Source organism: Veillonella sp. VA142, from assembly GCF_003992135.1.
GTDB lineage: Bacteria > Bacillota > Negativicutes > Veillonellales > Veillonellaceae > F0422.
Genome location: NZ_RQVN01000001.1, coordinates 37,471 through 54,847 on the forward strand (window position 1 = coordinate 37,471; position 17,377 = coordinate 54,847).

At 40.0% G+C, this 17,377-nt stretch carries 18 protein-coding genes; all 18 read left to right on the forward strand.

Translation table 11 applies throughout. The annotated features are described in order from the left end of the window. The first annotated feature begins 360 nt into the window (after positions 1-360). On the forward strand, positions 361-1,380 hold the full coding sequence (gene waaF / locus EO117_RS00165) for a lipopolysaccharide heptosyltransferase II (protein WP_126938507.1): 1,020 nt from the start codon (positions 361-363) through the stop codon (positions 1,378-1,380). Next, entirely contained in the window at positions 1,380-2,423 is a 1,044-nt protein-coding gene (locus EO117_RS00170; RefSeq protein WP_126938661.1) for a glycosyltransferase family 9 protein, read from the forward strand. The genes waaF and EO117_RS00170 overlap by 1 nt, the downstream gene beginning before the upstream one ends. A gap of 2 nt (positions 2,424-2,425) precedes the next feature. After that, positions 2,426-3,337 (forward strand): 3'-5' exonuclease, encoded by a 912-nt coding sequence (locus EO117_RS00175; protein ID WP_126938508.1) that lies wholly within the window; start codon positions 2,426-2,428, stop codon positions 3,335-3,337. Positions 3,338-3,368: 31 nt separating this feature from the next. Continuing rightward, positions 3,369-4,754: an aminopeptidase gene (locus tag EO117_RS00180; protein WP_126938509.1), complete on the forward strand. Its 1,386-nt coding sequence runs from the start codon at positions 3,369-3,371 to the stop codon at positions 4,752-4,754. Positions 4,755-4,758: 4 nt separating this feature from the next. Beyond that, on the forward strand, positions 4,759-5,139 hold the full coding sequence (locus EO117_RS00185; protein WP_126938510.1) for a hypothetical protein: 381 nt from the start codon (positions 4,759-4,761) through the stop codon (positions 5,137-5,139). Between the two features lie 12 nt (positions 5,140-5,151). Then, positions 5,152-5,520: an arsenate reductase family protein gene (locus tag EO117_RS00190; RefSeq protein ID WP_126938511.1), complete on the forward strand. Its 369-nt coding sequence runs from the start codon at positions 5,152-5,154 to the stop codon at positions 5,518-5,520. Between the two features lie 107 nt (positions 5,521-5,627). Next, positions 5,628-6,086, forward strand: coding sequence for a ribosome maturation factor RimP (gene rimP, locus EO117_RS00195; RefSeq protein WP_126938512.1), 459 nt, complete (start codon positions 5,628-5,630; stop codon positions 6,084-6,086). A gap of 12 nt (positions 6,087-6,098) precedes the next feature. Further along, on the forward strand, positions 6,099-7,196 hold the full coding sequence (gene nusA / locus EO117_RS00200; RefSeq protein WP_126938513.1) for a transcription termination factor NusA: 1,098 nt from the start codon (positions 6,099-6,101) through the stop codon (positions 7,194-7,196). A 1-nt stretch (position 7,197) separates the two neighbouring features. Continuing rightward, positions 7,198-7,464: an RNase P modulator RnpM gene (gene rnpM, locus EO117_RS00205; protein WP_038145077.1), complete on the forward strand. Its 267-nt coding sequence runs from the start codon at positions 7,198-7,200 to the stop codon at positions 7,462-7,464. Continuing rightward, the gene (locus EO117_RS00210) at positions 7,457-7,768 is read left to right on the forward strand and encodes a ribosomal L7Ae/L30e/S12e/Gadd45 family protein (RefSeq protein ID WP_126938514.1); all 312 of its coding nucleotides are present in this window, start codon (positions 7,457-7,459) and stop codon (positions 7,766-7,768) included. The genes rnpM and EO117_RS00210 overlap by 8 nt, the downstream gene beginning before the upstream one ends. 13 nt (positions 7,769-7,781) lie before the next feature. After that, positions 7,782-10,406 carry a translation initiation factor IF-2 gene (infB, locus tag EO117_RS00215; protein WP_126938515.1) on the forward strand — a complete coding sequence of 875 codons (2,625 nt, stop codon included), beginning with the start codon at positions 7,782-7,784 and terminating at the stop codon, positions 10,404-10,406. A gap of 9 nt (positions 10,407-10,415) precedes the next feature. Then, positions 10,416-10,766: a 30S ribosome-binding factor RbfA gene (rbfA, locus tag EO117_RS00220; RefSeq protein WP_126938516.1), complete on the forward strand. Its 351-nt coding sequence runs from the start codon at positions 10,416-10,418 to the stop codon at positions 10,764-10,766. Beyond that, on the forward strand, positions 10,766-11,707 hold the full coding sequence (locus tag EO117_RS00225) for a bifunctional oligoribonuclease/PAP phosphatase NrnA (protein ID WP_126938517.1): 942 nt from the start codon (positions 10,766-10,768) through the stop codon (positions 11,705-11,707). Before rbfA ends, EO117_RS00225 begins: the two co-directional genes overlap by 1 nt. Next, positions 11,707-12,606 (forward strand): tRNA pseudouridine(55) synthase TruB, encoded by a 900-nt coding sequence (truB, locus tag EO117_RS00230; RefSeq protein ID WP_126938518.1) that lies wholly within the window; start codon positions 11,707-11,709, stop codon positions 12,604-12,606. Before EO117_RS00225 ends, truB begins: the two co-directional genes overlap by 1 nt. Positions 12,607-12,857: 251 nt before the next feature. After that, positions 12,858-13,799, forward strand: a complete 942-nt coding sequence (gene ribF / locus EO117_RS00235) for a riboflavin biosynthesis protein RibF (RefSeq protein WP_126938519.1) — start codon at positions 12,858-12,860, stop codon at positions 13,797-13,799. A gap of 11 nt (positions 13,800-13,810) precedes the next feature. After that, positions 13,811-14,578 (forward strand): shikimate kinase, encoded by a 768-nt coding sequence (locus EO117_RS00240; protein WP_126938520.1) that lies wholly within the window; start codon positions 13,811-13,813, stop codon positions 14,576-14,578. After that, positions 14,578-16,722: an ATP-dependent RecD-like DNA helicase gene (locus EO117_RS00245; RefSeq protein WP_256359675.1), complete on the forward strand. Its 2,145-nt coding sequence runs from the start codon at positions 14,578-14,580 to the stop codon at positions 16,720-16,722. The genes EO117_RS00240 and EO117_RS00245 overlap by 1 nt, the downstream gene beginning before the upstream one ends. After that, the gene (locus EO117_RS00250) at positions 16,722-17,375 is read left to right on the forward strand and encodes a ComF family protein (protein WP_126938522.1); all 654 of its coding nucleotides are present in this window, start codon (positions 16,722-16,724) and stop codon (positions 17,373-17,375) included. Before EO117_RS00245 ends, EO117_RS00250 begins: the two co-directional genes overlap by 1 nt. Positions 17,376-17,377: the final 2 nt, after the last annotated feature.

Genomic DNA, 17,377 nt, shown 5'->3' on the forward strand with positions numbered 1-17,377 from the left:
TGAAACTATTATATACCTTTTATACAGAAAATACATTATATACTAAAACAAATCAATCTGGCTAATATATGTATGTATTGTATTATAAAGTTTGCTTAATATGTGATATAATAAAAAATTACCAAATTTTAATAATATTTTAATAAAAGCTGATTAATAATGGTTGCAGAAAAGATATCTAATAAATGGCAGTTGTTATACGTAGATATTTTGAGTTTACTATGTGAGGTTCTCATCCTTGAAGTATTGAAATAGGTACTGAAAGAATCTAAAGAAAAATATAAAATAGTTTATCATCTTTGTTTCTATCTTATGGTATAATAAGAGTGTATAGGTATAGGTTAGTGAAAGGGATAGAGTATGAAAGAAGATGTACGAATTTTAATTATTAAAATGAGTTCTCTAGGCGATATTATTCATGCCTTACCAACGCTATATGCATTGCGCCAACAATATCCGAAGGCGCACATCGCATGGGCGATTCATGAACAGTTTAAGGATGTTATCCCTCTTAAGCCTTGGGTGGATGAAATCATCATCATAGATAAAAAACAATTAAAACGTCTTTCCTATTGGAAACAATTATGGAAGCTATTGCATGACAAACACTTTGACATTTCTTTAGATTTACAATCTATTGCGAAAAGTGCCATTGTAGCGGGTCTTAGTGGGGCAAAAAAGCGTTATGCTTACTGGGAACTTCGCGAGGGTAGCTGGCTTGTGAACACAGCTCTAGTAGGTGACCATAAAATGGAGCATGTTATCGAGCGCTATTTAGATACGGCTCGTGCCTTGGGCTGTGATGTAGATGACATCGTATTCCCTTTACCGGCTTTCATAGAGGCGGAGGCTACGGTGACGCAGAAGTTAAATGCTAGAGGAGCTTTCATCGAAAATCCCTACATTGTCATGGCTCCAGGGGCACGTTGGGCAGTGAAGGAATGGCCTATTTCTCATTTTGTGGATCTTGGCAAGCGATTGGTGGCAGCTGGTGAGACGGTGGTACTCATTGGTGCTAAAGAGGATGCGGACAAAGGTCGTGCCATTGTAGAGGGTGTTGGTAGTGACAATATAGTGAATCTTATTGGAGACACGAATTTGAAAGAACTCATTGAGATTATTCGTCATAGTGCCTTGTACATCAGTGCTGATACGGGACCCTTGCATATTGCTAATGCTTTAAAAGTACCATTGGTTGCTCTGTTTGGGACTACTTGCCCAGAACGGACAGGCCCTTATGGGGGTGATCATATTCATATCATTGTGTCACCTACATCACGAGCGACGTTAGAACAGCCGTTGGTGGAAGATTTGGAATGTATGGCACAGATTACAGTGGATACTGTATTTGATACGGTGAAAGAAATGAGGAACTTATGATAGAGTTAGATGGAAAGCGAATAGTGGTAACTTTCTTGATGCATTTGGGCGATGTGGTACTGACCACACCATTTATCCATGCTCTTAGAAAGTTAGCACCTCACAGCCATATCACTTATGTCATAGACAAGAAATTGTCCGATGTATATCGGCATAACCCATACATTGATGCCTTAGTAGAGGTAGATAAAAAGGGTGCCCATAACAGCATTGGTGGATTGAATCAAATTGCCAAAGAGATTCGGGGTCAAGGGCCTGTAGATGTAGTTATTAACTTGCATCCCAATGAAAGAACGTCTTATTTAGCTTGGAAATTGAAAGCTAAGGTGACTACAGGGATGAGTCATTTTCTGTTCCGCCCGTTCATGACGAAGGTCACACGATTGAACCGTAAAACGGTGCATGCGGCTCAGATGTACATGAATGTGCTAGAACAATTAGGATATGCGGTAGAGCACAAAGGATTAGAAATCTTTACTAGTCCGGAGTGGGACCATAGGGTACAGCAATTTTATTCCTCTCAAGGAGTGTCAGAAACGGATCGTCTCATCGGATTCAATATTGGTAGTGCTGTGCCCGAAAAACGTTGGCCTAAGGAACGATTTGCTCATATTGCAGATACTTTAGCTAAAGAAGGATATAAAATTGTATTCTTCGGTGGTCCAATGGATGAAGACATGGTGCAGGATGTGTTAGATACGATGACAGAATCAGCTATTAAGGGAACTGGACAATTCAGTATTGGAGAATTGGTAGCAGCCATGAAACGATGCGACTGTTTGGTGACCAATGACTCGGGGCCTATGCATGTAGGGGTAAGTCAAGGCGTTCCTATTGTGGCGCTGTATGGTCCGTCGAACCCAGCTTTATATGGACCTTTCACAGAGAATGCGGTGGTATTAGAATCTATGGATGATTACGATGTGAATAAAAATATGAAGCAGGTTCTAAAAGAGGGAAACTACAAAGGATTGTCTGTTATTTCTGAGGAATCTGTACTGGCGGGCATACACACCATGTTAGAGAGAAAGGGTATGAACTAAGGATGCACTATATTGTATTTGACTTGGAATGGAACCAACCCTATACATTGGAACCGAATATGATACGACGCTCGGGGTTTCCATTCATTGGTGAAATTATACAAATAGGCGCCGTAAAATTGGATGAAAGTCTGCAAATTGTGGATCAATTTGAAGTGTTTATTACTCCAAAATTTCTACCTGTTATGCACCATTCGGTAGAGAAACTGACCCATATTACGATGGATAAATTGCGTAAAGAAGGGGTGTCTTTTCGCCGTGGATGCGAAAAATTTTTGCGTTTTATTGGATCCGACGGTATTTTGATATCTTGGGGGCCAGATGATATTGAAATGTTGATGGATAATGCATTCTGCCATAAGGTACATGTACATCAGGAAGTGCCTTGGTTTGATGCCCAATCGTTATACGCTAAAATGATGCATAATTGTAGCCAACAATACGCTTTGCAAAAAGCAATGGAAGAAATGCATGTGCAAGCGCCCAATTTACAAGCTCATAATGGGTTGCATGATGCCATTTGTACAGCTATGGTATGTCAGCGCTTTCCATTTTTAGAAGCCTTACAAAAAAGGCGTGAAAAACACGGAAAAGAACGGTCTTTTTATGGACTTTCACGGCATGAACATAAACTATTTGAGTCTATTGTAACCATGCCGCGTATATTCCGGCAAAGCAATCGGGCGAAAACTAGGTGTCCTGTTTGTAAGGAGCTTTTGCATTTAGACCCCATCGTAGGGGTAGTAAAACATCGTTTTTTGTCTATGGGTTCTTGCAAGGAACATGGTACCTTTGGGGTTCATTGGTATGTAGGAAAATCTATTAGCAAGCATTTAGGAAAACGCTATTATATTTCCAAAATGGTTACCAATGCACCTAAAGGATTGCGTGAATTGTATACACGTAAAAAATAATGATTTGAATTAAGAAAGAAAGGAACTAAGTATGGAACGTAGAAATGCTTGGCATGAATATACAGAACAACAATTACAAGAAATTGATACTTTGGCAACGAAGTATCGCCATTTTCTAGATCATGGTAAAACAGAGCGTGAATGTGTGGACCAAATTGTGGCGGCAGCGGAAGCAGCGGGTTACCGCAATATGGACAGTGTTATCAAAGAAGGTATTACCCTAAAAGCGGGAGACAAGGTGTATTATGTGCACATGAAAAAAGCGGTAGCCATGGTGAACATTGGTACAGAACCGATTGAAAAGGGTATGAATATTCTTGGTGCGCATATTGACTCTCCGCGGTTAGATGTGAAACAAAATCCGTTCTATGTGGATAGTGATCTAGCTTTGTTAGATACGCATTATTATGGGGGCATCAAAAAATACCAATGGGTGACAATGCCGTTAGCGATACATGGGGTAGTGGTAAAACGTGATGGTACTGTTATCAATCTTGCCATCGGTGAAAGCCCAACTGACCCAGTATTTTGCGTAACTGACTTATTGCCACATTTGGGACAGGAACAAATGGAGAAAAAGGCTGCCAAAGTGGTAGAAGGAGAACAATTAGATCTTCTTATCGGTAGTCGACCTGTAAAAGGGGAATTGAAAGATGGCGTGAAAGCCTATGTGTTGCAAGTACTACAAGAGCAATATGATTTTGAAGAAGAAGATTTCTTGTCTGCAGAGCTTGAAATTGTACCAGCGGGTGCAACGAGAGAGTTAGGTTTTGATCGTTCTATGATTATCGGCTATGGACAAGATGACCGTGTGTGTGCGTATACATCCTTAATAGCCATGTTAGAAACAGATAATGTAAGTCGTACTACATGTACCTTATTGGTGGATAAAGAAGAAATTGGCTCTGTTGGCGCAACAGGTATGCAATCTCGTTTCTTTGAGAACTTCATGGCAGAATTATTGGAAGCTATGGGTCATTCGTCTCCATTAGCAGTACGTCGTACATTATCTAACAGTCATATGTTATCTTCTGATGTTAGTGCTGGTTTTGATCCACTTTATGCGAGTGCCTTTGAAAAGAAAAATGCAGCCTTCTTAGGTCGTGGTGTAGTATTTAATAAATTTACTGGGTCTCGTGGTAAAAGTGGCTCCAATGATGCCAATGCAGAATATATGGCACGCATTCGTCATTTGATGGACCAAAATAATATTTCTTATCAAACAGCTGAATTAGGTCGAGTAGACCTTGGCGGTGGCGGTACGATTGCGTATATCATGGCTCTGTATGGTATGAATGTCATCGACTGTGGTGTAGCTGTGCTCAGTATGCACTCTCCTTGGGAAGTGACGAGCAAAGCCGATATTTACGAAGCAAAACGTTGTTATTTAGCCTTCTTAGCAGCGAAAGGGGAATAATCCTATGACAACACAGGGTGAAACAGAACGTGTGAAAGTAGATATTTTTAGCATGACTAAAGAGGAAGCAGCACAATTTGTGAAAGATAAGGCCTACTTTACGATGGTCCTTCGCAAAATGATGTATGAGTATTGCCCCATCGTGAAAGTAGAACGATTTGAGCCTACGGAAGGAGAAAGTATTTCTGCATATTTGACGGAGGAAATGGAGCAAGACCAAACACCTGTATTGTCTGTAGTGTTAGATCCCTTCGAAGTGTCCGCTATGAAAGTGGCAGAAGAACGCGGTAAGTTAAAAGAGTATGTCTTTGCAGCTAGTGAAATGACAGAAGTATTATTGAAAGTATTAAAAGAGAAGTTCTATAATGATGTGACAGAAAAATAGAAAGGACAGGCTATGTTATATATTGAATATCCCAAATGTACGACGTGCAAACGAGCAAAAAAATATTTAGATGATCATGGTATTAGCTATACCCATCGTGATATTAAAGAAGAAAACCCAACTGCAGAAGAATTAGGTGTATGGTATCCGAAGAGTAAAAAAGAAGACATTAAAGCCTTCTTTAATACATCCGGTCAAATTTATCGTGGAGAAGGAATCAAAGATAAATTGCCAACTATGACAGAGGATGAAAAACTCGCTTTATTGGCAACCAATGGTATGTTGGTGAAACGTCCTATTTTGGTCTTAGAAGATACAGTGCTTGTTGGATTTAAAGAAGCCGAGTGGGAAGAAGCGTTAAAACGCAACGGTTTACTGTAGCTATTTTTGGTGAGTTGTGGTATACTATAGATAACTTTTATAGAATCTATTAAAAGAGTGAGCTTAGGCTCACTCTTTCTCTTATACTGTGGTAAGGAGGGGATAAGATGAGACGTGACGCCGTAGAGGAATTTGTGTCCGGTGTAGTAGAAACGATTATAGAGTCTACGGAGTTAGAGCTTGTGGATGTAGAATACGTGCATGAGCGGGAATGGTACTTGCGCGTATTTTTAGACAAAGAGGGAGGCATCGATTTAGATGACTGCCAAATGGTAAGTGAAAAATTAAGCGAAGTATTGGATGTGAAGGACCCAATCAAAGAGAATTATTTGTTAGAAGTATCTTCTCCAGGGTTGGATCGAGTGTTGAAGAAAGAAAAAGATTTTATTCGCTACCATGGACGTGATGTGGATATTCAGTTGTTTAAACCAATAGATGGTAAAAAACAATACACAGGATCCTTGCAAGGATATTCTGATGAATTTATCATGATTCAGGTGCAAGAAGAACGTATTGACCTAGAACGTGCAGCGATTGCACAAATTCGTTTGCATTTAGATTTTTAAGGGAGGAAACCAGTGAGTCAAGAATTAGTACAGGCGGTATTAGCAGTTACTAAGCAAAAAGGTGTGGCACCAGAGATTATTTTTGATTCTCTTGAAGTGGCATTGTTACAAGCCTATCGCAAAGAGGTAGGAGCAAATCAAGAGGCCTATATTTATTTCAATCGTGAAACAGGGGACTACAAAGTGTTGGCTAAGAAAACGGTAGTGGACACTCCTGAAAACGAAGAAGTAGAAATTGCCTTAGCAGATGCTCGTCAATTGGATAAGCGTATGGAAATCGGCGATATTATCGAAGTAAATGTAACGCCAAAAAACTTCGGTCGTAGTGCAGCCCATACGGCAAAGCAATTGCTGATTCAACGCTTAAAAGAGGCGGAACGCAATATTGTCTATGATGAATATTCTAGCCGTGAAGGCGATATTTTGACTGGTTTGGTAGAACGAATTGAAGGTCGAAATGTATTCATTAATTTAGGAAAAACTGAGGCAATTTTACCTATATCTGAGCAAATTCCTAGTGAAAGCTATGCTGTGGGGGACCGTATTAAATGCTATATTGTGGAAGTGAAAAAGACTACAAAAGGCCCTCAAATCATGATTTCCCGCACACATCCTGGCTTATTAAAACGTTTGTTTGAATTAGAAGTGCCAGAAATTGCAGAAGGTACAGTGGAATTAAAATCGGTAGCTCGTGAACCAGGTATGCGCTCTAAAATCGCTGTAGTATCCCGCGAGGAAGAAGTGGATGCAGTAGGCGCTTGCGTAGGTCCTAAAGGACAACGTGTACAAAATATCGTGGATGAGCTAAATGGTGAAAAAATCGATATTGTGAAATGGGACGAAGACCCAGCAGTATATATTGCTAATGCGCTAAGCCCGGCGAAAGTAGTAAGCGTAGTGGCTCGTGATGAAGAAAAAACATCTTCTGTTGTGGTGCCAGATTACCAGCTTTCATTGGCTATTGGTAAAGCAGGTCAAAATGCCCGTTTGGCAGCAAAGTTAACTAACTGGAAAATCGATATTAAAAGTGAAACACAAGCCGCTGAAGCTGGCGAATATGTGGAATCCGATGATATGATTTCCTTGGATGCTTTTGGAGATGAAGACTAATATGAAACAGAAGTCTCAGCCTATGCGAGTATGTGTGGGATGTGGAGAACTTCTTCCCAAGAAAGAGTTAACACGTGTTGTGTTGAGTCCAACGGGAGAGATTTCTATTGACCCTACAGGTAAAGCTCCTGGACGGGGAGCCTATATGGAAATGAAAGTAGAATGCCTAGACATGGCGTATAAAGCTAAACGATTAGAGCGTTCATTAAAACATAAAGTTTCACAAGAAATTTATGAATCTTTGAAGGAACAAATATCCCATGAATAAAGAAAAAGTGTTGAATATATTAGGATTAGCACAGCGAGCAGGCCGCTTATTATCAGGCGACTTTGTGGTGGAACGGTCCATGAAACGACAAGCCTATCCTCTGTTGATTATGGCGGAAGATTGTGCACAGAATAATGCTAACAAATATAAGCACTTAGCCGAATCATATCAGGTACCACTTCGTTTGGTGGGAACTAAAGAAGAATTAGGCAGAGCCTTGGGAAAAGAAATGCGAGCAGTTATATTAGTAAATGATGCTGGATTTGCTAAATCCTTGCTAGCTGAAATAGACAAGAATCAGTAGAGGGGGAATGTAGATGTCCAAAAAAAGAGTATATGAAATAGCAAAAGATCTTGGTGTAGAAAACAAAGTAGTGATTGATGCCTTGAAAAAACACAATGTTGAAGTGAAAAGCCATATGAGTACAGTGGAGGATTCACAAGTATCCATGATTAAACAATCATTGGCAGGTGGTGCTAAGCCAGTACAAAGCGAAGTGCCAAAAGCAACACAACAAGCACCACAAAAGAAAGTTCATGAATATCATCGCAATGATCAAGGTGAAAAACGTGGACCTAAACAAGATAGAAATCACCGCAACGATCGCAACGAGCGTGGTGAAAAACGCGACCGTCCATTTAATCGAGATGGCAAAAGCAATGGTCAGAGAGATCATCGAAATGACAGAAATGATCGCGGAGATAATCGTTCTAACCAACGAAATGGTCAAAGCCGTGATGGTCGCCGTCCTGAAGGTCGCAATGATCAACGTCAAGATAATCGCAATGGCGGTAATCGTCCTAATAATGGTGGCAGATTCGAACGCAATAATGAGCGCAATGCTGATCGTAATAACAATCGTAACAATGATCGTCGTAATGATGGACAACGTCGTGATCGTCGCCTAGAGATTCCACAAGTGGATCCAGCGATGACAGCGAAACCAGAAGGCCGTGATCGTCAAGCGAGCCGTGAAGCAGATCGTCAAAAAGAAAATCGCCGTTATGAATCTGAACATCGCAATGAGAATCGTAATGAGCGCCGCAATAAAAAAGATAAAAAAGGCAAAAAAGGTGAACGTACACAATCCTTAGTATCTTCTGCATTGCAAAAAAATAAAAACAAAGTTAAACAACGTAATGAGCAACACATCAAACAAAAAGAGGAAGAACGTCGTAAAGCAGAAGCAGCGATTGCTACGTCTATTGAATTATCTGGTCCATTGACAGTGAAAGAATTAGCTGAAAAAATGGGTCGTGAAGTATCTGAAATCATTAAAAAATTGATGATGTTAGGCGTTATGGCTACTATTAACCAGGAAATCGATGTGGAAACAGCTATGGTATTGGCTGAAGACTTTGGTGTAGAAGTAGTAGAAGTAGAGCCTGAACAGGACCCTACGGAAATTATCGAAATTGAAGATAGCCCTGAAAGCTTACAGCCTCGACCACCAGTTGTTACTATTATGGGTCACGTAGACCATGGTAAAACATCTTTGTTGGATGTGATTCGTTCTACGAATGTAACTGCTTCTGAAGCAGGTGGTATTACGCAACATATCGGTGCGTACCAAGTTCGCTATGAAGGTAATAAGATTACATTCCTGGATACACCAGGCCATGAAGCTTTCACAGCGATGCGTTTACGTGGTGCTCAATCTACAGATATTGCTGTTCTTGTCGTAGCTGCTGATGACGGTGTTATGCCACAAACTATTGAAGCTATCAACCATGCAAAATCTGCAGAAGTGCCAATTATCGTGGCTATTAACAAAATGGATAAACCAGGTGCTAACCCTGACCATGTAAAACAACAATTGTCCGAACATGGCTTATTGCCAGAAGAATGGGGCGGCGATACTATCATGGTTCCTGTATCTGCAAAACAACGTCAAGGGATTGAAGACCTATTGGAAACAATCCTGCTTGTAGCAGAAGTACAAGAATTGAAAGCGAACCCTAACCGTAAGGCACAAGGTATTGTTATCGAAGCTCAATTGGACAAAGGTCGTGGCCCTGTATGTACTGTGTTGGTACAAAAAGGTTCCTTACGTGTAGGGGAAACGATCCTTGCTGGTATAGCATATGGTAAAGTACGTGCTATGACCAATGAACGTGGGGAAAAAGTGAAAGTAGCTCGTCCATCTATGCCTGTGGAAATCTTAGGTTTATCTGATGTACCACAAGCTGGTGAAGTCATGTTCGCTGTTGACGACAACGAAGCACGTTCCATTGCGGAAAAACGTATTGAAAAACAACGTATTACTGAAATGAATGCGAAAACAAAAGTTACTCTTGATGATTTGTTCAACCAAATGCAACAAGGGGAATTAAAAGACTTAAATATTATTATTAAAGGTGACGTACAAGGTTCTGTAGAAGCATTGCGTCAATCCTTAGAGGGCATTAAAAACCCAGAAGTACGCATCAATATTATCCACAGTGCAGTAGGTGCTATCAACGAATCTGACGTGATGTTAGCCTCTGCATCGGGGGCGATTATTATCGGCTTTAACGTACGTCCAGATGCGAATGTACGCAAAGAAGCAGAAAAAGAAAGTGTTGACCTTCGTACATATCGTGTCATCTATGATGCGATTAATGAAATCGAAGCCGCTATGCGTGGTATGTTAACTCCTGAATTTAAAGAAGTTATCCTAGGCCGTGCGGAAGTTCGCCAAGTCATTTCTACACCGAAAGCTATCGTAGCTGGCTCTTATGTAACGGAAGGTAAAATCACAAATAACTCTGAAATTCGCTTAATCCGTGATGGTATTGTTATCCATGAAGGTCATATTGATTCCTTGCGCCGTTTCAAAGATGAAGTGAAAGAAGTAGCGACAAGCTTTGAATGTGGTATTTCTTTGGAACGTTACCGCGATGTGAAAGAAGGCGACGTGATCGAAGCGTACAAAATGGAAGAAATTGCCCCAGAATTATAGGAGGTATCCATGAGCGAAGTTCGTGTACAAAAATTACAAGAGTTTATTAAACAAGAAGCAAGTCAAATCTTATTGCGTGGGTTGAAAGACCCTCGCATCGGATTTGTTACTGTAACCGATGTACGTGTCACAGGTGATTTGCGAGAAGCGACTATCTATGTAAGCTTATTCGGCAGTGAGGCGGAGAAAAAACAGTCCCTAGAGACTTTGCGTAGAAGTGCTGGTTATTTCCGCTCTGAACTAGGAAAGGTACTCCAATTACGTCATATTCCTAGCATTGCTTTTGATGCAGATACATCTCTCGATTACAGCATGCATATCGAAGGGTTATTAAATTCTATTAAACATGAGGAACACTAATGGCGAAAATTAGTATTGATCAACTGAAAGTATCGATTGATACAGCCCATTCCATTCTTCTTACTGTTCATGTTAGTCCTGATGGAGATGCTATTGGTTCCATGCTCGCGATGTATGAAGCTTTGGTAGCCCAAGGGAAAGCAGTTCGCATGGTAGTAGATGATGTAATTCCAGAAAAGTTTTCTTTTCTTCCTCTATGCTCTAAGATTGAGCCTATAGAAAGATTAGAAAATGGCTATACATCAGATATGCTACTCATTTTGGATGCTAGCACATTTGAACGAATTGGAGAAGTAGGTGTACGAGTGAGTGCACCTACTTTTAATATAGACCATCATATTTCGAATACAGAATTTGCAGATGGGTTATATTTGCGTCCTGATTTTTCCTCTACAGGAGAAACAGTGGCGTACTTATGTAAGATGTGGAACTGGGAGATTACCCAATCGATGGGAGAAGCCTTGTATATGGCTATGGCTACAGATACAGGGTTCTTTAAATTCTCCAACACCACAGCTCATACAATGGAGATGGCTAGCCTATGTTTACAGGCAGGGGCACAACCACATGTCATTTCTGAAGCCATCGAACAGGTGGAACCAGGTCGTATCGAGGTGATGAAAGAAGTCTTAGAGAATGTAGTGTTTCATCATGATGGACAAGTGGTATCCATGTGTTTGACTTTGCCGTTGATGGAACGCATTGGGGAGGATACAGATGGATTTGTGGACATGATACGAAACATCAAAGGCGTAGACGTGGCTATCGTACTGAAAGCAAAATCAGATACATTAACACGTGCTAGTATTCGTTCCAAAGTGCGTGATGCAAACCAAATTGCTAGTCACTTTGGCGGCGGTGGGCATATTCGAGCAGCGGGTTGCTCCATCGATCGTCCAATCCACGAAGCATTGGAACAAATCTTAGCGGTGATTGACTAATGGATGGTGTTATTTCCTTAATCAAGCCACCAGGCATTACAAGCCATGATGCCATCGGTATTTGCCGACGCATTCTAAAAGAACGCCGTATTGGGCATAGTGGGACCTTAGATCCCTTGGCGTATGGTGTGCTACCTATTTTTGTAGGAAAAGCCACCCGTGCCATCGAATATACAGAATCCATAGGTAAAACCTATGTAGCGGAATGCAAATTTGGTGTTGAAACAGATACGGAAGATAGTACAGGGAATGTGCTGTGTACTATGGATATCTCTAAGGCTCCTAGCTGGGATGTGTTAGAGCAGGCAGTGCAGTCATTCCAAGGTTCGATTGAGCAACGACCATCCAAGTATTCTGCTATCAAAATCAATGGGCAACGTGCCTATGATTTAGCCCGTGCAGGTGTAGAGTTTACATTATCATCTCGTTTGATTCATATCTTTGACATCGAGTTGCTAGCTTATGCGTTCCCGTTCTTTACTATTCGTGTGCGATGCTCTGCTGGGACCTATGTACGTGCTTTGTTACGAGATATATGCCAGCAACTAGGTTTGTGTGGCATGATGACACAACTATGCCGAGCAGAAGTGGGGCATTGTCAGATCGAGCACTCGGTGACCATCTCAGAATTAGAAACATTAGGGGCAGAAGCGGTACAACCAGTGGATACCTTGCTGGATCATTTGACGGCAGTGTATATCAACGATATTAACCGTACCCGACTCGTACAGGGCAAACAAGTGCCAATCCATACTGTCAAACCGAATGGAACTTTCAGTGTGTCACCAGATGAAATTCCAGTCGACACATTAGTGAGAGCCTATGATGCAAATGGGTTTATGAGTATCTTGCGACGACTGGATGACACTTTAAAAGTAGAGAAAAATATATACATATAACATACGCATAAGACATGGTCAGGAACCTTAGGGAACCTGGCCATTTTCTTGCGTATACTATTTGATAGAAAAGCATCTTATATGGCGTGTATTATACTGAATAGGATATTACAAATAAAACTGTATATGGTGACATTGTATTTCTTTTAGAGAAATACATGTATATACTTTTTATAGTCTGTGGTTGTGTTATAATAAAGAGTAAACTGAAATAAAAGTTCTATTTCATAGTTCAAAAGATAAGGATTAGTATGAATATTTTATATACGATATCAGAGTTAGATACGATACAGGAACCCATTGTATATGGGATGGGAACCTTTGATGGGCTGCATTTAGGGCATCAATCGATTATTAAGGAGGTCTGTGACAGTGCTGAGGCATATCATGGAGTTTCTGTGATTGTAACCTTCGATGCGCATCCATTTACTATATTACAACCAAAACAAATTCCACCTCGGTTATTACAACGAGAAGAACGATATGACATGTTAGGAACTATGGGAGTAGATTATGTGTTGGAACTTCCAATGACACAAGAATTAGTAACACAGTCTGGACAAGATTTTATTCACGGTTTATGCGCCCATCGTGATGTACTGAAAATAGTAGTCGGTGCAAACTTTAATTTTGGATATAAGGGTTTGGGAAATTCAAAAATGATTCGAGAATTATACCCATCTATTGAAGTCCATGATCAAGAATTAGTACGCTATGATTGGATTGATGCCCCTATATCTAGTACAGCTATACGCAGTAGTATTTTGCGTGGTGATATTGAATTGGCAAATCAAATGCTAGGTCGCCCATATCGCTTTACAGGTACTGTAGTAAAAGGAGATCAACGAGGACGCACTTTAGGATTCCCTACGTTAAACTTTCACTTTCCAGATACTATGGCAGCGCCTGCTGATGGGGTTTATGTAAACCAAGTATACATTGGTGGCAAATGGTACGGAGCAGTGGGGAATATGGGAGATAATCCAACCTTCACAAATCAATACCATCGCTTTGAAACACACCTATTTGATTTCTCCGATGATGTGTATGGAGAAGTAGCTACGGTGGAATTTCTCGCTTTCATCCGTGGAGAAGTTAAATTTGATTCCCTGCAAGCCCTGATTGATCAAATGGAAGATGATAAGACCTTTGCATTAGACCATTTACATAATACGATCTATAAAAAATTCTAAGGAGTATGTCTATGAAATTACAAGAAAGCCGCCAAAAAATTGATGCTATTAATAAAGAGTTAATTCGATTGTTTGAGGAACGTTTGAGCATCGTTGTAGATATTGCAAAGTATAAAGAAGAGCATCATATGAAAATTCATGATGTACAGAGAGAACAGGAAATTCTCACATCTGCTGTACAAGCCTTGAAGAACCCTGAATTAGCTGATTATGCGAAAGAGTTTATGAATGAGGTAATTCGTATTTCTAAAGATTATGAAAAGAACCATATTCATCAACATATTTTCTTAATCGGTATGCCTGGAGCAGGTAAAACAACTATTGGTAAAGCTTTAGCACAAGCATTGGGATTAGAATTCTTTGATGTAGATACAGAAATTCAAGAACGTACTGGAAAATCTATTCAAAATATTATTATTTATGATGGAGAAGATGAATTCCATCAATTGGAACTCAATGTAATTCAGGATCTAGTGAGTAAGAAAAATGCCAGTGTCATTGCTACAGGCGGTGGTACGGTATTGTGTGATGCCACGGCTGAACTGATGCGTGAATCTGGTTATGTAGTATTAATTCAACGTGATGTAAAACAAATTCTTGATGATTTAGATATGGAAATTCGTCCATTATTGAAAGAAAGTATTGAATATATTTTCCGCTTGTACGAGGAGCGTCAACCGATTTACGAACGTGTAAGTCATATTAAAATTGAAAATATCAGTAATGTAGCAGATGTGGTGCAAGCTGTCATTTCTGCTTTACCTAATGCATCCCTATGATGACACTATTAGGAACGGTCTACCGTGTGATTTATAAATCTCCTCAAGAGAATTATTGTGTATTTATTCTAAGAGATTACCAAGAAGATACTCATACTTGCGCAGGTAATATAGCGCCTCCTAAGGTGGGAGAAGAGGTAGAAATTAAGGGAAAATTTGTAATTCATAAAAAATATGGTAAGCAGATTTCCGTTCAAAGTATACAACGAGTGATGCCAGACACCTTGGCGGGAGCAAGAAGATATTTAGAAAGTCTTGGAGTAAAAGGCTTAGGTCCTAAATCTTTAGAAAAACTATTGGATTATTTTGGAATCTCTATCTTAGAGATTCTAAAAAAGGAGAACCCTATAGAAATTCTAGAGGCACCGATTTCCTCTCGTAAAACTAAACAAGAATTGTATAAGGTACTACTAGGGGAAGGGGCCCTGCAGGAAATTAATGATTTTTTTGCCAAGTACAATATGAGTAATCGTTGGAGTCGCCAACTCTATGAAATATACGGTGCAAAAACGATTGAAATGTTACAGGATAATCCCTTTTATTTGTTGACCGTAGATACCAATTTACCATTTCATGTAGTAGATCATTTTGCAGAGGAGCTAGGATTTCCCCTTGATAATCCAAAGCGTATCGATGCAGGTATCCGATTTACCATGGAACAGATTGGGTCTTCTGGACATTCTTGTATGCCTATAGAGGAATTGATGGTACAGTTGTCGAATCTATTAGGTGATGACTATATCGATGTGACCGTAGACCGTTTAGAAACTTTAATTGAAACAAAACGATATGTACAAGTAGAGCATGATGATGTACTGTACATCTACCACCCTACGGTGTATCGCGCAGAAGTAGATAGTGTAGAGTTTACAGAAGCTTTTTTGGATGAAGATGTTCTACCTTTATTGGACGGTGATGATTTTTGTAAAAGTTATGAAATTAAGCATTCTATGGAGTTAGGGACTGAGCAAAAGAAAGCTATTCATATGGCACTTAGTCATCGATTCTCTATTATCACTGGTGGACCAGGTACAGGAAAGACTACCATCATTAAGGCTTTAGTAGAAGGGTTTCAGCAAGGGAATTTAAAACGTATTGTTCTCTGTGCACCTACGGGGCGTGCCACAAAACGATTGTCAGAAGCGACGGGAATGGAGGCTTTTACTATTCATCGTTTGTTAGAACCAGAGTTAGAGAATAATGCGTATATGTTTGCCCGTAATCAAGATGAACCATTAGAGGTGGATGTAGTTATCGTAGATGAATCATCTATGCTTAATTTGGAACTTTACTATGCGCTGATACAGGCGATTCCACCTAGTGCCTATGTGGTACTTGTGGGAGATGTGGATCAGTTGCCACCGATCGGTGCTGGTTTTATTCTCCGAGATATGTTGACTAGTTCTGTAGTACCGTACCAAGGATTGACGCAAATTTATCGTCAACAAGAGGGAAATCGTATCATCGACAATGCGTATGCCATTAATCATGGCGAGATGCCAGAACTATCCAATTGTGATGAATTTCAATTTAAAAGTGTCCACGATGTGGAAAGTATCTTATTAGAGATCACTAAGCATTATCGAGAGGAGCTACACCACGTAGAGTCTGATCTTGATATTCAAATTGTTTGCCCTATGCGTAAAGGTCCTATAGGCAGTGCAGCAATTTCTAAATATTTGCAAGACGAATTGAATCCGAAAAGAACTGGCAAAGAAGATCTGAAAGTAGATGGAACCGTGTATCGTAGTGGTGATAAAGTCATTCAAATGGAGAATAACTACGACCAAGATGTATATAATGGAGAAATTGGGGTTATCACAGATATACTAGGGAAACAAGTGCATGTGAAGTTTCCAGATAAATCTTTGACTCTTGATGAAGAAGATATGATGACGATGACACTTGCCTATGCTATTACGGTGCATAAAGCACAGGGCAGTGAATATGAACGTATTATTCTGCCATTTATTTCGGCTTATAATGTGATGCTACAGCGGAATTTACTCTATACAGCTATCACACGAGCTAAGGATAAGGTATTGATTATTGGTAGTGAAACAGCGATAGAAACAGCAGTGGATAGGGTAGATACGAATTATCGATATACATTATTTAAAGAACGCTTAGAGGGGGCGATCTAATGAGATTATGGGACTTATTGTGTCCACCCACCTGTATTCATTGTGGGAAAGATGTATATACGCAAGGTGAATGGTGCGATGCATGTTTGCAAGTAGTTATGCATGAACGTTGTATAAAGGGTCCAAAATACTCTTCTTTAGAATGCATATATATTCTAGCTGATTACGTAGGTGGTATTAAAACCATGCTACATGATATAAAATTTAATGGAAAAAAGGAGCGAGCTCTAGGAGCCGCTCCTTTTTTGCAACGTTTTACAGTTACTTGTTTGGATATGAATTATATACCAACCATTGTTGTTCCTATTCCTATTAGTGAAAGTAAACGGCAACAGAGGGGATATAATCAAGTAGATATGCTATTTAAAGATTGGGTTAACCAACAAAACTGGAAGTGGGTAGACCTATTGGTAAAATTAGATGGTTCCAAACCGATGTGGACATTGACGAAAGAAGAACGGCGAAAAAATATGAAAGGTCATTTCTTAGTTCGTTCTACCATGGTAGATGCCTATGCAGATAAAGATATTAGTATATTGCTAGTGGATGACATCTATACAACGGGGGCTACCTTACTAGAGGCAGCAGAGACAATCCACTCCGTCTTGCCCAGGGCAAAGATAAAGGCCCTCACTTTAGCAAGTGGAGCCTAATG

Bases quoted from the DNA above. Each gene is read 5' to 3' on its own strand.
- rbfA (WP_126938516.1), top strand. From the start codon at position 10,416: ATGAGCGAAGTTCGTGTACAAAAATTACAAGAGTTTATTAAACAAGAA.
- EO117_RS00190 (WP_126938511.1), top strand. From the start codon at position 5,152: ATGTTATATATTGAATATCCCAAATGTACGACGTGCAAACGAGCAAAA.
- EO117_RS00185 (WP_126938510.1), top strand. From the start codon at position 4,759: ATGACAACACAGGGTGAAACAGAACGTGTGAAAGTAGATATTTTTAGC.
- EO117_RS00245 (WP_256359675.1), top strand. From the start codon at position 14,578: ATGACACTATTAGGAACGGTCTACCGTGTGATTTATAAATCTCCTCAA.
- EO117_RS00180 (WP_126938509.1), top strand. From the start codon at position 3,369: ATGGAACGTAGAAATGCTTGGCATGAATATACAGAACAACAATTACAA.
- infB (WP_126938515.1), top strand. From the start codon at position 7,782: ATGTCCAAAAAAAGAGTATATGAAATAGCAAAAGATCTTGGTGTAGAA.
- rimP (WP_126938512.1), top strand. From the start codon at position 5,628: ATGAGACGTGACGCCGTAGAGGAATTTGTGTCCGGTGTAGTAGAAACG.
- ribF (WP_126938519.1), top strand. From the start codon at position 12,858: ATGAATATTTTATATACGATATCAGAGTTAGATACGATACAGGAACCC.
- EO117_RS00210 (WP_126938514.1), top strand. From the start codon at position 7,457: ATGAATAAAGAAAAAGTGTTGAATATATTAGGATTAGCACAGCGAGCA.
- EO117_RS00250 (WP_126938522.1), top strand. From the start codon at position 16,722: ATGAGATTATGGGACTTATTGTGTCCACCCACCTGTATTCATTGTGGG.
- EO117_RS00225 (WP_126938517.1), top strand. From the start codon at position 10,766: ATGGCGAAAATTAGTATTGATCAACTGAAAGTATCGATTGATACAGCC.
- EO117_RS00240 (WP_126938520.1), top strand. From the start codon at position 13,811: ATGAAATTACAAGAAAGCCGCCAAAAAATTGATGCTATTAATAAAGAG.
- truB (WP_126938518.1), top strand. From the start codon at position 11,707: ATGGATGGTGTTATTTCCTTAATCAAGCCACCAGGCATTACAAGCCAT.
- rnpM (WP_038145077.1), top strand. From the start codon at position 7,198: ATGAAACAGAAGTCTCAGCCTATGCGAGTATGTGTGGGATGTGGAGAA.
- EO117_RS00175 (WP_126938508.1), top strand. From the start codon at position 2,426: ATGCACTATATTGTATTTGACTTGGAATGGAACCAACCCTATACATTG.
- waaF (WP_126938507.1), top strand. From the start codon at position 361: ATGAAAGAAGATGTACGAATTTTAATTATTAAAATGAGTTCTCTAGGC.